This is a genomic window from Subtercola sp. Z020, from assembly GCF_002931235.1.
Classification (GTDB): Bacteria; Actinomycetota; Actinomycetes; order Actinomycetales; family Microbacteriaceae; genus Subtercola.
In genome coordinates this window covers 1-14,101 of sequence record NZ_PSTT01000050.1, presented here as the reverse complement: position 1 = coordinate 14,101, position 14,101 = coordinate 1, and the positions used below count along the sequence as shown (strand labels likewise).

Genomic DNA, 14,101 nt, shown 5'->3' with positions numbered 1-14,101 from the left:
TCCACCTCGGTGTGCGCCTGAACGGCTCCTACGTCTCCCCGCTCCTGCTGCTCGGCGGACTGCGCCGAGCAGCAGGAGCGGGGAGACGTAGGCGCCGTTCAGGCGCACACCGAGGTGGAGGCAGCTGCGGGGGAGCGGGCAGTGGGAGGAGGTCGCGACGACGCCGATCTGCTGGCCGGCGGCGACGGCATCGCCCTGCGCGACCGAGGGGGTGACCGGTTCGAGCGATGAGAGGAGCGAGACGCCGGGCGGGGCGACGGAATGTGTGACCGAGACGAGGGGGCGGTCGACGACAGTGCCGGCGAAGGAGACGGTTCCCGCCGCGAGGGCGTAGACGGGTTGCCCAGGGGTGGCATCGAGGTCGATTCCGCGGTGGCCGGCGGCGTAGGGCGTGGCGGGTGCTTCGAAGGGGCGCACGACGGTGTGCGGAGCATCCAGCGGCCAGGACGCCCGGGGGAGCGCGGTGGTCGTCGCGACAACCAGGGGCACCGTGCTGACGGCGACCCGCTGCGCGATTGGCGAGGTCGCCGATGCCGGCGCAGGGATAGCGACGGACAGAAGCAGAACAGAGGATGCCGTGACGAGACAGCTGACGCGCGGGCGGCGCGGGCAGCGCGGGTGGTGGCGCCGGCGGCCCGGGCGGCGGCCCCGGAGGAGGAGCAGGGGGCGGAGCGACGCGCGGAGCAGTGAGCGAAGCGGAGCGAGGCACAGAAAGGGCGAGCGGGCGGAGAGCATGGAGACAGCGTGGGTGATAGCACGCAAGTCCGGGGGCGGGTGGCTCCTTCTGGGGAAGATGGTGGCAAGATCGAAGGTGTGAAGGAGCAGTAGGCAAACTCACAGACAACAGCACACACGACCGCGCACCACCGCACACGGCCGCGACACACAGGTTCTCGAAGGGGCAGATCATGGCTGACAGAGCGAGCACGACACCGAGCGCAGGCGCAGGGAGGAACGACCGCAACGCGGGCACGGGCGCAGGCGCCGCGACCGGCACAGGCACCGGAGACACCGACCCCGCCATCCAGAAACGCCTGAACCGCAAGGTCATCGCCCTCTCCATCGCCGCCGCCCTCGGCGGGTTCCTCTTCGGCTTCGACTCCTCCGTCATCAACGGCGCCGTCGACGCCATCAAGACCGACTTCGGCCTCGACGCGCTCCCGTTCCTCAGCGGGTTCGCTGTCGCATCCGCCCTGCTCGGCTGCGCCGTCGGCGCCTACTTCGCCGGCCGCATCGCCGACAGGCTCGGCCGCATCCCCGTCATGCTCATCGGTGCAGCGCTCTTTCTGCTCAGCTCGGTCGGCTCGGCCTTCGCCTTCAGCGTCACCGACCTGATTCTGTGGCGGGTGCTCGGCGGGCTCGGCATCGGCATCGCCTCGGTGATCGCCCCGGCCTACATTGCGGAGATCGCCCCGAAGGCCGTCCGCGGCAGCCTCGGCTCCCTGCAGCAGCTCGCGATCACGCTCGGTATCTTCGCCGCTCTGCTCTCCGACGCCATTCTCGCGAACGCCGCGGGCGACGCGAACAGTCCGCTCTTCTTCGGCGTCGACGCCTGGCGCTGGATGTTCGTGGTCTGCGCCATCCCGGCCATCGTCTACGGGCTGCTGGCCTGGCGACTGCCCGAATCGCCGCGGTACCTCGCCGGCAAGGGCCGCCACGACGACGCGAAGAAGGTTCTCGCCAGCGTCATGCCGAAGAACCAGGTCGACGATGCGCTCGCCGAGATCGAGCAGTCGCTGAAGGAAGACAAAGAGAATGCCCGCACCGCCAGCCTCCGCGGCAAGATGCTCGGCCTGCTCCCTGTGGTCTGGGTGGGCATCCTGCTGTCGATGTTCCAGCAGTTGGTCGGCATCAACGTGATCTTCTACTACTCGACGAGCCTGTGGTCGTCGGTCGGCTTCGACACCGGCAACGCCGGCACCAGCCTCACCATCTCCGTCGTCACCGCCGTCGTCAACGTGCTGGTCACGTTCGTCGCGATCTTCACCGTCGACAAGGCCGGCCGCCGGCCGCTCCTCCTCATCGGGTCGGTCGGGATGTTCGTGAGCCTCGGTGTCATGGCGCTGGCGTTCGCGCAGTCGGTGCAGGTCGACGGCAACCCGCAGCTGCCCGGCGCCTGGGGCCCGATCGCGCTGGTCGCGGCCAACGTCTTCGTCATCTCGTTCGGTGCCACCTGGGGCCCTCTGGTCTGGGTGCTGCTCGGCGAGATCTTCCCGAACCGCATCCGCGGCAAGGCCCTCGGCATTGCGGCCGCAGCCCAGTGGCTGACCAACTTCGCCATCACCGAGACCTTCCCGGCGCTGTCGGCGTTCTCCCTTCCCTTCACCTACGGCATGTACGCCTTCTTCGCCCTGGTGTCGTTCGTGTTCGTGTTCTTCGCGGTACCCGAGACGAAGGGTCGTTCGCTGGAGAGCATGGATGATCTGAAGGTCGATCGCGGGGGGCGAGCAGCCAAGGCGGCGGCGGCCCTGAAGGCCTCGGCCTAGGTTCCGGCGGGCGCGCCGCACGGCGCGCCCGGGGTGGTATCCTTTTCGGAGCACCGCGCTCGTCGCGGTGACTACGCGTGCCCATCGGCCGCCAGAACCCATTCGGTCCCGAGTTCGATCGCGAACACGGGCGGGTCTGTGCCGGGCACCAGGAGAGACGATCATCCGATCGCCACTGACGAACCGATTCGGCCCTGTCGTGCATCCGTGCGCGAACGTGCCGAGAGAACAGGAGAACGGCTCATGGCCGTCGTAACCATCCGCCAGCTGCTCGACAGCGGCGTGCACTTCGGGCACCAGACCCGCCGTTGGAACCCGAAGATGAAGCGCTTCATTTTCACCGAGCGTTCCGGCATCTACATCATCGACCTGCAGCAGTCGCTGGGCTTCATCGACAAGGCCTACGACTTCGTCAAGGAGACGGTCGCCCACGGCGGCACCATTCTCTTCGTCGGCACCAAGAAGCAGGCCCAGGAAGCGATCGCCGAGCAGGCGACCCGCGTCGGCCAGCCCTACGTCAACCAGCGTTGGCTCGGTGGCCTCCTCACCAACTTCCAGACGGTGTCGAAGCGCCTCGCCCGCATGAAGGAGCTCGAAGAGCTCGACTTCGAAGACACCGCGAAGAGCGGTTTCACGAAGAAAGAGCTGCTCATCAAGAAGCGCGAGCTCGACAAGCTGCACAAGAGCCTCGGTGGTATCCGCAACCTCGCGAAGACCCCGTCGGCGCTCTGGGTGGTCGACACCAAGAAGGAGCACCTCGCGATCGACGAGGCGCGCAAGCTCGGCATCCCCGTCATCGGCATCCTCGACACGAACTGCGACCCCGACGAAGTGCAGTACCCGATCCCGGGCAACGACGACGCGATCCGTTCGGTCGGCCTGCTGACGCGCATCATCGCCGACGCCGCCGCCGAGGGCCTCATCCAGCGCCACCAGAAGCCCGAGGAGACCGGCAACGTCTCTGCGGTCGAGCCGCTCGCCGAGTGGGAGCGCGAGCTCCTCGAGGCATCGACGGTCGAACTGGCCGCCGATGAGACCGCCGTCGCCGAGACCCTCGCCACCGAGGGCGTCGACGCATCGGTCGTCGAGGCCGCCCAGGCCGACGCTGCCGTCATCGAGGCCGACGTCGCCGAGCTGGCCGAAGAGCCGAACACCGAGGAGAACGACGCTGACGCGCAGCTCATCGGCAAGAACATCGGTGACCCGATCGAGAAGCCGGTCGCCGAGGCCCGCACCGTCGACCCCGAGCAGACGGTCTAGATCCAGCCGAAGTCACGAAACATTCGCGCTGTGCCCGGGACTGCATCAACTGATTGCAGGCCCCGGGCACAGCCATTGAACAAGGAGTAAGAAGCACTATGGCAAACTTCAACGTTGCCGACGTCAAGATTCTGCGCGACCGCCTGGGCGCCGGAATGGTTGACAGCAAGAACGCGCTCGTCGAGGCCGATGGCGACATCGAGAAGGCCATCGAGATCCTGCGCCTCAAGGGCCAGAAGGGCGTCGCCAAGCGCGAGGGCCGCGCGACCAGCGAGGGCCTTGTCGCCGCGAAGGAGAACGGCGACTCCGCCACTCTCATCGAGCTCGCCAGCGAGACCGACTTCGTCGCCAAGAACCAGAAGTTCATCGACCTGAGCGAGAAGGTGCTCGACGCGGTCACCGCGGCCGGCGCATCCACCGTCGAAGAGGCACTCGCCGCGCCCGCAGGCTCGCAGACCGTCGCGGAGACGATCTCCGACGAGGCCGCCATCCTCGGCGAGAAGCTCGAACTGCGTCGCGTCGCCAAGGTCAGTGGCGAGCACTTCGCCATCTACCTGCACCGCACGAGCAAAGACCTGCCCCCGCAGGTCGGCGTGGTCGTCGGCTACAGCGGCGATGACGCAGACACCGCTCGCAGCATCGCGCAGCACATCTCGTTCGCGAACCCCGAGTACCTCAGCCGCGATGACGTTCCCGCCGACGCTGTCGACGCCGAGCGCAAGATCGTGACCGAGATCGCCGAGAACGAGGGCAAGCCCGCCGCGGCCCTGCCCAAGATCATCGAAGGCCGTCTCACCGGGTACTTCAAGCAGGTCGCCCTGCTCGACCAGGACTACGCGAAGGACAACAAGCTGAGCGTCGCCAAGGTGCTCTCTGACGCCGGCCTGACGGTCAGCGGCTTCGCCCGCTTCAAGGTCGGCGCGTAAGCTCCCCACCGAGAAAGCCCCAGCACCCGTAACGGTGCTGGGGCTTTTTGTTTACCGGTAGCCTGAACAGCGAACGAACGAAGGGACAATCACGACATGTCAGAAGCAACCGGAAGACGACGGGTTCTGCTGAAACTCTCGGGAGAAGCCTTCGGCGGAGGGTCGCTCGGCGTGAATCCCGACGTGGTGGGCGAACTGGCCCGTGAGATCGCCGAAGCGGCCAAGCAGGTCGAGATCGCGATCGTCGTCGGCGGTGGCAACTTCTTCCGCGGCGCCGAACTCTCGCAGCGCGGCATGGACCGCGGGCGCGCCGACTACATGGGCATGCTGGGCACCGTGATGAACGCCCTCGCCCTGCAGGACTTCCTCGAGCAGGCGGGTGCCGCGACCCGCGTGCAGTCCGCCATCTCGATGACCCAGGTCGCCGAGCCGTACATTCCGCGCCGCGCAGAGCGCCACCTCGAGAAGGGCCGCGTCGTCATCTTCGGTGCCGGCGCCGGCCTGCCCTACTTCTCGACCGACACCGTGGCCGCCCAGCGCGCGCTCGAGATCGGCGCCGACGTCGTACTGGTCGCGAAGAACGGTGTCGACGGCGTCTACGACTCCGACCCGCGCACCAACCCCGACGCGAAGAAGATCGACCGCCTCACCTACCTCGATGCCCTGCAGCGCGAGCTGAAGGTCGTCGACTCGACGGCGTTCAGCCTCTGCATGGACAACAACATGCCCATGATGGTCTTCGGCATGGAGCCGAACGGCAACGTCACGAAGGCGATCCTCGGCGAGGAGATCGGCACCCTGGTGCACACCTCCCACTAGGGCGGCAGAACGAGGGCCGGGCAGCGCTGGGCGACCGGGATGCTGCAGGCCGACCAACTACACTGAATGACGATCGTGAAGGAGCTGCTGTGATTGCCGATGTACTGACCGACGCCGCCGAACGGATGCGTAAAGCGCTGGAGGCGACGAAAGACGATTTCGCGACCGTGCGAACCGGCCGGGCGAACCCCGCCCTCTTCCAGAAGCTGCTGGTGGACTACTACGGCTCGCCGACCCCGCTCGAGCAGCTCGCGTCGCTGCAGAACCCCGAAGCGCGCACCATCATCGTGACGCCCTACGACAAGAGCGCCCTGAAGGACATCGAGCAGGCCCTCCGCGACATGCCGAACCTGGGTGCGAACCCCACGAACGACGGATCGATCATCCGCGTGACCCTTCCCGACCTCACCGAGGAACGACGCAAGGAATACGTGAAGGTCGTCAGGGGCAAGGCCGAAGACGGCAAGGTGTCTGTTCGCAACATCCGCCGCAAGGCCAAAGACGACCTCGACGCCCTCAAGAGCGAGGTCGGCGACGACGAGGTCGCGCGCGCTGAGAAAGAGCTGGAGGCGAGCACGAAGGCGACAGTCGACGCCATCGACGACGCTCTGAAGCGCAAAGAAGCCGAGCTGCTGGAAATCTAGGCTCAGGGCTCCGTGACGAACGACCCGGGTGCGCGAGGCCCGTCGAAGCAGAGAAGGCCCACCGGTATCTCCCGGGCCGAGCTCGAAGACCGCGTGCGAGCGCGTCGCGAGCAGTTCGAAGAGGCGAACGAGCGCATCACCGCGCGCTCCGGCCGCAACCTGCTGAGCGCAATCGCCATCGGCGTCGCTCTCGCGGTGCTGATGGTCGTCAGCCTGCTGTTCATCTCCGAACTGTTCCTGGTCTTCGTCGGGCTCATCACCTGCGTCGGCACCGTCGAGCTCGTCGGTGCGCTGAAGAAGTCGGGTCGCTCGGTTCCGGTCGTGCCCTCTGTGCTGTCGGCCGCCGGTGTCTCGGTCGCCGCGTTCTACGGGGGCGCATCCGGCCAGTGGCTGACCCTTCTCGCCGGCATCGGCCTGGTCGTGCTGTGGCGGCTCGTTCTGCTCGCCGCACCGGCGTATCGCGCCGGGGGCGTCGGCCAGTTGCTCCGCGATCTCACCGCCGCCGTGCTCGTGCAGACGTACGTGGTGTTCCTCGGCAGCATCTCGATCCTGCTGGTCTCCCAGCCCGACGGCCGCTGGTGGGTTCTCTCGTTCATGGTGGTCGTCATCTGTGTCGACACGGGCGCGTATGCGGCCGGCCTGAACTTCGGCAAGCACCCGATGGCCCCGCGCATCAGCCCGAAGAAGACGTGGGAGGGGTTCGCCGGCGCGCTGCTCGTCGCGCTCGTCGCCGCGGTGCTGCTGACCGTGCTGCTCCTGCACGAGGAGTGGTGGGTCGGCCTGATCTTCGGCCTCGTGCTCACCCTGACAGCGACGTTCGGCGACCTCGCCGAGTCGCTGCTGAAGCGCGACATGGGCATCAAAGACATGAGCACCTGGCTGCCCGGCCACGGCGGCTTTCTCGACCGCCTCGACTCCATGCTGCCCTCTGCTGCCGCGGCGTACGTGCTCTACATCATCTTCTCGTAGACGAATGGCAGAATGATCGCGTGAGCCAGACATTCCCCCTCAGCCGCCGTTCAGAGCTGGGGTACGACATCGACGCTGTCGAGAAGTTCCTGTTGGATGCCCGTATCGCGTACGAGGCCAAGGCCGACGCCCGCGCGGCAGGGCCAGGCGCAGGTGGCGCGGCCGAGGGTGCAGCGATCGATTCGCGCAGCATCCGGAGCACCTCCTTCGACCTGCGGAAGGGCGGCTACTCGACGCTGCATGTCGACGCGGCGCTGGAGCGGCTCGAAGACGCCTTCTCGGCGCGGGAGCGAGCGGCTGCCAAGCGCGATCGGGGCGACAACCAGTGGTACGACCTGAACAGGGAGCGCGCCCGCGAGATCCTCGCGCGACTCGAGCGCGAGCCCGGACACAAGTTCCGTCGGGCGGGGCTCCTGAGCGGCGGTTACGACCGCCGCGAGGTCGACGCGTTCTGCTCGCGCCTGGTCGCCTACTTCAGGAACGGTGCGGCGATGGAGATCGGCACCGTGCGCGGTGTCGTGTTCACCCCGAGGCTGCACGGCTACAGCGAGACGCAGGTCGATCTCGTACTCGATGCCGTGATCGACGTCATGGTGGCGGTCAGGTAGCGTGCCCCGCAGCAACCGTCCGCGCCGGTCGAACGGCCCCGCCGACGACGACGCGCAGGGCATCGAACGCATGATGACCGGCTGGCGAACCGTCGAACGCCGCCGCGGCCACGACTGGAACGTTCAGCCGATCACCGCGAACCAGGCCACGAAAGACTATGTGTGTCCCGGATGCTCGCTGCCGATCACCGCGGGAACCGCCCACCTGGTGGCCTGGCGGGCAGACGGACTGATGGGCGACGCCGCCGATCTCGCGGCCCGTCGCCACTGGCACAACCACTGCTGGAGGATCGGAGTCTCATGACCGCCATCGAGATCCGCTCGACCGTCGTACTGCCGGCCGTGCGCGAGGAGATCGAGCTGCACACGGCCGACGGGCTCACGCTGGTCGGCGAGCTGGCCCTGCCCGAGGGTCGGCCGCCCGTCGCGACGCTGGTGACGCTGCATCCGCTGCCGACCGCCGGTGGCTTCATGGATTCGCACATTCTGCGGAAGGCGGCCTGGCGACTGCCCGAGCTCGCCGATCTCGCGGTGCTGCGGTTCAACACGCGGGGAACGTCGTCGCCCCGGGGCACCAGCGACGGTGCGTTCGGAGAAGGGGCGGATGAACGGCTCGACGTCGACGCCGCGATGCGCTTCGTCACCGAACGGGGGTTGCCGCATCCGTGGCTCGTCGGCTGGTCGTTCGGAACGGAGCTCGCGCTGAAGTACGGGCTGGAGCATCGCATCGACGGCGCCATTCTGCTCTCGCCGCCGCTTCACCGGGCGACCGACGACGACCTCCGCCCCTGGGCGAGCGCCGGCGTGCCGCTGGTCGCGCTGGTGCCCGAATTCGACGACTTTCTCCGGCCGGCCGAGGCGCGCGAACGTTTTGCGCTGGTGCCGGGCATCGATCTGGTGGCCGTCGACGGCGCGAAGCACCTGTGGGTGGGCGAGACGCAGACGCGCCGCGTGCTCAACGAGATCGTGGCGCGGGTGAACCCGGCGAAGGCGCCGCTGCCTGAGACGTACGTGGCGGCCGGGGCGTAGCCGACGCGCTCAGCGCTCGTTCTGGGCCGGGATGACCACCTGTTTGACGATCAGGATGATCGATGCCGCGACTGGGATCGCCACCAGGGCGCCCAGAACACCGAGCAGGGAGCCGCCGGCGAGGGCCGCGATCACCACGATCGACCCCGGAACGGAGACGGCCCTCCGCATGATGTTCGGGCTGAGGAGATATGCCTCGACCTGCATGTAGACGAGGTAGTAGATGCCCGCGACGAGCGCCGTCAGCGGCGACCCGACGGTGGGGATGAGGCAGATGCCCACGATGATCACCGATCCGGTGATGGTTCCGACGAGCGGGATGAGCGACAGGATGCCCGCGATGAACGCGAGCACCGCTGCGTACGGAGCGTTGATGATCGACAGGAAGATGAAGCTCAGCACGCCGTTGCACGCCGCAAGAGCGACCTGGCCGACGACATAGCGCCCGACAGCCTCGGTGATCTGCTCGCCGAGGTCGGCGAACCGCTCGCGCTTCGTGGCCGGGACGAGCAGATAGACCGTGCGCTTCATCAAGCCGAGGTTGGCGGTGAAGAACAGGGTCAGGATGATGACGATCACCACCCCGAACACACCGTTCGCGATGCCGATGCCCACGGCAAGCGCACCGCCGGCGATGGTCGTGATGTTGCCCGGGTCTTGGAGGTACTTGGTGACGGCATCCACGATCGCCTGCACATCGATGTAGCCGCCGAGGGACTCGGTGAGATCGCCCGCCCAGTTCGAGGAGGTGAGCTGGCTGAACAGGGTGGGCAGCTGGCTGAACAGCTGGCTGAGCTGGTCGACGATGATCGGCAGAACCGCGAAGACCAGACCGGTCGCGACACCGGCGACGCCGATCACCACGATGAGGATGGCGAGGGCGCGGGGGACGCGTTTGCGCTGCAACCATGACACCAGCGGGTCGAGGCCCAGCGCCAGGAAGATCGCGATGCCCACGTAGGTGAGCACGGTCGCGAGGTTGCCGATCGCGAAGAGGATGAGAAGACCGAGACCGACCCCCAGCGTGCCGACGAGACCGAACACGAAGGCGTTCTGAATCTTCACAGTTTCTCCTCTGAAGCCCCGACAACATCGGGATGCGAGGCCATTCTAGGGGAGCAGGATGCCTCGGGATCGCCGCACGATTACCCGCCCCGAGGGAAGTCTGAGAGCATACCCAAGGAGGATCAGCTATCTTTTAATGTCTTTGTCTGGAGTTCTCACGTGCGATTCATTCTTGCCATCTTCGCCTTCGTTGTAGCGACGGCGCTCATCGGCATCGGTATCGCCGAACGAACGGTGCTGTTGCCGCCGTCGTCGCTGAGCGTCGCCACGACCACGAGCGACGGTACGCCGTACCTCTACATCGACAGCGATGTGCTGCAGGCCGAGAGCGGCAACCAGACCATCACGCTCGGCGGCAGCGCGAAGGTGTTCGCCGCGTACGGCCGCACCGACGACGTGAAGGCCTGGCTGAACGGTTCCTCCTACGATTCGCTGGCGTACGACAGCCAGGAGAAAGCCCTCACCGCGACCCCTGTTGCTGCGGCGGCAGAGGGCCAGGCGAATGTGGCGAGCGGGTCGGCCGACCCGGCTGGCTCGGACCTGTGGCTCGAGGAGTACTCGACCGACGGGGCGATGAACCGCACCTTCAACCTGCCCGCGGGCTACTCCCTGATCGTCGCCGACGACGGCAGCTCGCCCGCCCCGAACTCGGTGCAGATCTCCTGGCCCCTCGACGACAGCACCCCGCTGGCGGTGCCGTTCCTGCTCGCGGGTGCCTTCTTCCTGCTCGCGGGCCTCGTGCTGCTGCTGCTCGGCCTCCACCACCTGCGGAAGTCCCAAGGCCCGAGGCGCAAACCCCCGGCGCTGCCGAAGGGCAGGCGCTTCTCCCCGTCGCGCACGAATGCGATCGAGTCGGGTGTGGGCCGCCGCGGTCGGCGGTCGATCGCCCGCTCCGTGGCCGTGGCCCTGCCGGTCGCGCTGGCGTCGAGCCTCGCCTTCGGAGGGTCGGCATTCGCGACGACCAGCCCCGTACCCGAGCCGGCTCCCGCCGATACGGCTGCCGCGACATCCACCCCCACGGCGACGCCGACCGACGGGCCGACGGCCACACCCACGCCCGTGCCGACGAGCGAGACCGGCCCGCCGCCCGCCGTCACCGAGGCGCAGCTGAACACGATCCTCGGCAAGATCTCGGCGTCGACGAGTGCTGCGGATGCCGCGTCAGACCCCACCGCGCTGGCTGCACGGTTCACGGGGCCGGCGCTCGACCTCCGTACGGAGACGTACACGATCCGCAAGACGTTCCCCGACTATGCGGCGCCCCAGCCGATCCCCGCGGGGCCCTCGTCGGTCATCCTGCCGCAGGCGACCGAGTCGTGGCCGCGCACCGTCTTCACCATCGCCGAGAACCCCGACGACAAGACCGTCGCGCCGCTGTCGATGATGCTGATCCAGGACACCCCGCGAAGCGTCTACAAGGTCTACTACGCCATCGGGCTCGAACCCGATACGACCCTGCCTCCCGTGGCGCCCGCCAGTCTCGGCACCTCGCGCCTCGCGAACGACACGAAGCTGTTGTCGGAGACGCCGGCCGACGTCGCCACCGGCTACGCCGACATCCTCGCCCTCGGCCAGGCGAGCCCCTACTTCGACCAGTTCGACGCGACAGGCGACACCCTGCGCACGAGCGTCGGCGTCGACTACAAGAACGCGAAGAAGGCCAACATCGCCAACACGGCGAGCATCGACTTCGCCGAACTGCCGGGAACGGGGGAGAGCATCGCTCTCGCCACGAACCAGTCGGGCGCGATCGTGGCGCTGAACATCCGCGAGTCCGAGACGGCAAAGGTCGTCGAGGCGGGTGCGACCGTGAGCCCCGAGGGAGCCGTGAAGGCGGCATCCGGCGTGACGTCGTCGACCAAGGGCATCGAAGCGATCTACGATTACCAATTGTTGTTCTACATCCCGCCGTCGGGTGACACTGCGAAGGTCAGACTTCTCGGTTTCGCCCAGGGCGTTCTCTCTGCCAAGGAGTTGCCGTGAGCATGGTTCCCCCCTCAGCCGCAAGCCTGAGAGGTGCGGTCGACCTCTCGTCGCTCGTGAACCGCGCCTCGGCTCCCGCCGGCTCGCCCGCAGCGGCTGGGGCCGGCGCGGGCGTCGTTCCCGGAACCCCCGGCGCGCCCGGTGGTGCGGGGGTCAGCGTGCCGAGCCTCCTGCTCGACGCCACCGACGCGACGATCTCGCAGGTGCTCGACCTCTCGAACGCCGTGCCCGTCATCGTGGAGCTCTGGGCGTCGTACGCCGACGCCTCACGGGTGCTCGCGCCGGTCATGCAGAAGGTGATCCTCGACTACGCCGGTGCGTTCGTGCTGGTGCGCGTAGACACCGAGGCGAACCCGCAGCTGACGGCCGCGTTCCAGGCGCAGACCGTTCCCACGGTCGCCGCCATCATCGCCGGCCGCCCGGTCGCCCTGTTCGAAGGGGCGCAGCCGGAGGAGTCGGTGCGCGAGGTGCTCGAACAGGTTCTGCAGCTCGCCGCCCAGAACGGGGTCACCGGATCGGCGATCCCCGCAGACGGTCGCGTGGGCGGCGCCGCTGACGCCGCAGACGGCGAGGTAGCGGAGGCCGTCGAGGAGCCGCTGCCGCCGCACCACGCCGAGGCGTTCGACGCGATCTCGCGGGGCGACTACAAGGGGGCGATCGCGGAGTACGAGAAGGCCATTGCCCAGAGCCCCCGTGACCAGCTCGCCATCGCCGGTCTCGCTCAGGTGAAGCTGCTCGACCGGCTCGACGGCAGGTCGCTCGACGAGATCCGCAGCGCTGCTGCCGCCGCGCCCGACGACGTGGAGGCCCAGCTGCTCGTCGCCGACCTCGACGTCTCGGGCGGACACGTCGAAGACGCGTTCGACCGCATCCTCGGTCTCTTCCCGAAAGCCGACCAGCCGACGAAAGACCTGCTGCGCACCCGGCTGCTCGACCTGTTCGAGGTCGTCGGCACCGACGATGTGCGGGTGACCGCGGCCCGTCGCCGGCTGACGATGCTTCTCTACTAGCAGCCGGCCCGCGTCAAGCCCGAGCGCGGTGTACGGCGCCCGCCCGCGGCTGCAATACAGTCAACCCATGAGGTTTCGCCGCTCCCACTCGCACGCTCCCGTTCCGTCGCAGGCCAAGGTCGCGCCCGAAGTCACCGTCGCCCGGGAGGGGTCGGAGTCGTTCGCGCAGATCAACGCCTTCAAGATCGGCCTGCTCGGTGCACTCGGTGTGCTCGTCGCGCTGGTCATCGGTGGGCTGATCACGCAGCTCGGCACGGTGCTGATCTACGTCGGCGTTGCGCTGTTCATCGCGCTCGGGCTCGATCCGCTGGTGTCGAAACTATCGAAGCGCATGCCGCGTGGCGCCGCGATCGGGCTCGTCTTCGGCCTGGTCGTGGTGGTCTTGGCAGGGTTGCTGCTGACGATCATCCCGATCATCGTGCAGCAGACGACGAACCTCGTGAACAACTTTCCGGGGTACATCACCGCGCTGCAGGGCCAGCAGTGGGTGAAAGACCTCGAGCAGCAACTCACGGGTGTGGTGAGCGTCGACGACATCATCAAGAACGTGCAGTCGTTCCTCAGCCCCGACAAGCTGCTCGGCATCGGTGGCGGGCTGCTCGCCGTGGGTGCCGGCGTCGCGAGCGGGCTGACGGGCACGGTCATCGTGCTCATTCTGACGCTGTACTTTCTCGCGTCGCTCCGCTCGATGAAGCGCGTGGTCTACCGGTTCGTGCCGGCCACGAACCGGGCGAAGTTCGCCGAGATCACCGAGCAGATCACCCAGGCCGTCGGCCGGTACGTGGTCGGTCAGATCTCGCTGGCGTTGGTCAACGGCATCCTGAGCTTCATCTTCCTGACGATCATCCAGGCGCCGTTGCCGGTGCTGCTGGCGTTCATCGCCTTCCTGCTGTCGCTCGTTCCGCTCGTCGGTACGGTCACCGGATCGGCGATCATCGTGCTGATCAGCTTCTTCGCGTCGCCCCTGACGGCTCTCGTCGCGGCAATCTACTACCTCGTCTACATGCAGGTGGAGGCGTACATCCTCAGCCCGCGCATCATGAACCGCGCCGTGTCGGTGCCCGGGGCGGTCGTGGTGATCGGTGCCGTTGCCGGCGGCACCATCGGCGGCGTGCTGGGAGCCCTCGTGGCCATCCCCATAGCCGCCTCTGTCATCATCATCGTAGAAAAGGTCGTCTTCCCCCAGCAGGACGCCAAATGAGAATCGAGTGGGCAGTTCGGGCCTCAAAACCGGAGGTTTAGGGCCCGAACTGCCCACTCGATTCTCATTTGGCGTCCTGCTGGGGGAAGACGACCTTTTCT

The 14,101-nt window shown here is 67.5% G+C and carries 14 protein-coding genes; 12 read left to right on the top strand and 2 right to left on the bottom strand.

Features of this window, described 5'->3' with window-relative positions; all coding sequences use genetic code 11:
• Positions 1–489, bottom strand: a 489-nt coding sequence (locus tag C5B96_RS07105; protein WP_233189056.1) for a murein hydrolase activator EnvC, incomplete at its 3' end; no start/stop codon positions are given.
• A gap of 419 nt (positions 490–908) precedes the next feature.
• Here C5B96_RS07105 and C5B96_RS07100 point away from each other — a divergent pair.
• From C5B96_RS07100 to C5B96_RS07060, 9 genes are all read left to right on the top strand, one after another.
• Positions 909–2,486, top strand: a complete 1,578-nt coding sequence (locus C5B96_RS07100; protein ID WP_104244347.1) for a sugar porter family MFS transporter — start codon at positions 909–911, stop codon at positions 2,484–2,486.
• Positions 2,487–2,729: 243 nt separating this feature from the next.
• Positions 2,730–3,746 carry a 30S ribosomal protein S2 gene (gene rpsB, locus C5B96_RS07095; protein WP_233189055.1) on the top strand — a complete coding sequence of 339 codons (1,017 nt, stop codon included), beginning with the start codon at positions 2,730–2,732 and terminating at the stop codon, positions 3,744–3,746.
• A 98-nt stretch (positions 3,747–3,844) separates the two neighbouring features.
• The gene (gene tsf, locus C5B96_RS07090) at positions 3,845–4,672 is read left to right on the top strand and encodes a translation elongation factor Ts (RefSeq protein ID WP_104244345.1); all 828 of its coding nucleotides are present in this window, start codon (positions 3,845–3,847) and stop codon (positions 4,670–4,672) included.
• A gap of 96 nt (positions 4,673–4,768) precedes the next feature.
• The gene (gene pyrH / locus C5B96_RS07085) at positions 4,769–5,491 is read left to right on the top strand and encodes a UMP kinase (protein ID WP_104244343.1); all 723 of its coding nucleotides are present in this window, start codon (positions 4,769–4,771) and stop codon (positions 5,489–5,491) included.
• Between the two features lie 89 nt (positions 5,492–5,580).
• Positions 5,581–6,135, top strand: a complete 555-nt coding sequence (frr, locus tag C5B96_RS07080; RefSeq protein ID WP_104244341.1) for a ribosome recycling factor — start codon at positions 5,581–5,583, stop codon at positions 6,133–6,135.
• Between the two features lie 12 nt (positions 6,136–6,147).
• Entirely contained in the window at positions 6,148–7,104 is a 957-nt protein-coding gene (locus C5B96_RS07075) for a phosphatidate cytidylyltransferase (protein WP_233189053.1), read from the top strand.
• Positions 7,105–7,124: 20 nt separating this feature from the next.
• Positions 7,125–7,712 carry a DivIVA domain-containing protein gene (locus C5B96_RS07070; RefSeq protein ID WP_104244339.1) on the top strand — a complete coding sequence of 196 codons (588 nt, stop codon included), beginning with the start codon at positions 7,125–7,127 and terminating at the stop codon, positions 7,710–7,712.
• Between the two features lies 1 nt (position 7,713).
• Positions 7,714–8,016, top strand: a complete 303-nt coding sequence (locus C5B96_RS07065; RefSeq protein ID WP_104244337.1) for a hypothetical protein — start codon at positions 7,714–7,716, stop codon at positions 8,014–8,016.
• Positions 8,013–8,741 (top strand): alpha/beta hydrolase, encoded by a 729-nt coding sequence (locus C5B96_RS07060; RefSeq protein ID WP_104244335.1) that lies wholly within the window; start codon positions 8,013–8,015, stop codon positions 8,739–8,741. Before C5B96_RS07065 ends, C5B96_RS07060 begins: the two co-directional genes overlap by 4 nt.
• A 9-nt stretch (positions 8,742–8,750) precedes the next feature.
• Here C5B96_RS07060 and C5B96_RS07055 read toward each other — a convergent pair whose 3' ends face one another.
• Positions 8,751–9,806 (bottom strand): AI-2E family transporter, encoded by a 1,056-nt coding sequence (locus tag C5B96_RS07055; protein WP_104244334.1) that lies wholly within the window; start codon positions 9,804–9,806, stop codon positions 8,751–8,753.
• Positions 9,807–9,965: 159 nt separating this feature from the next.
• Here C5B96_RS07055 and C5B96_RS07050 point away from each other — a divergent pair, with 159 nt between their 5' ends.
• From C5B96_RS07050 to C5B96_RS07040, 3 genes are all read left to right on the top strand, one after another.
• Positions 9,966–11,789, top strand: a complete 1,824-nt coding sequence (locus C5B96_RS07050; RefSeq protein ID WP_104244332.1) for a hypothetical protein — start codon at positions 9,966–9,968, stop codon at positions 11,787–11,789.
• Complete coding sequence (locus tag C5B96_RS07045) at positions 11,786–12,799, top strand: tetratricopeptide repeat protein (RefSeq protein WP_104244330.1); 1,014 nt, start codon at positions 11,786–11,788, stop codon at positions 12,797–12,799. The genes C5B96_RS07050 and C5B96_RS07045 overlap by 4 nt, the downstream gene beginning before the upstream one ends.
• Positions 12,800–12,866: 67 nt before the next feature.
• Positions 12,867–14,000 carry an AI-2E family transporter gene (locus C5B96_RS07040; RefSeq protein ID WP_104244328.1) on the top strand — a complete coding sequence of 378 codons (1,134 nt, stop codon included), beginning with the start codon at positions 12,867–12,869 and terminating at the stop codon, positions 13,998–14,000.
• Positions 14,001–14,101: the final 101 nt, after the last annotated feature.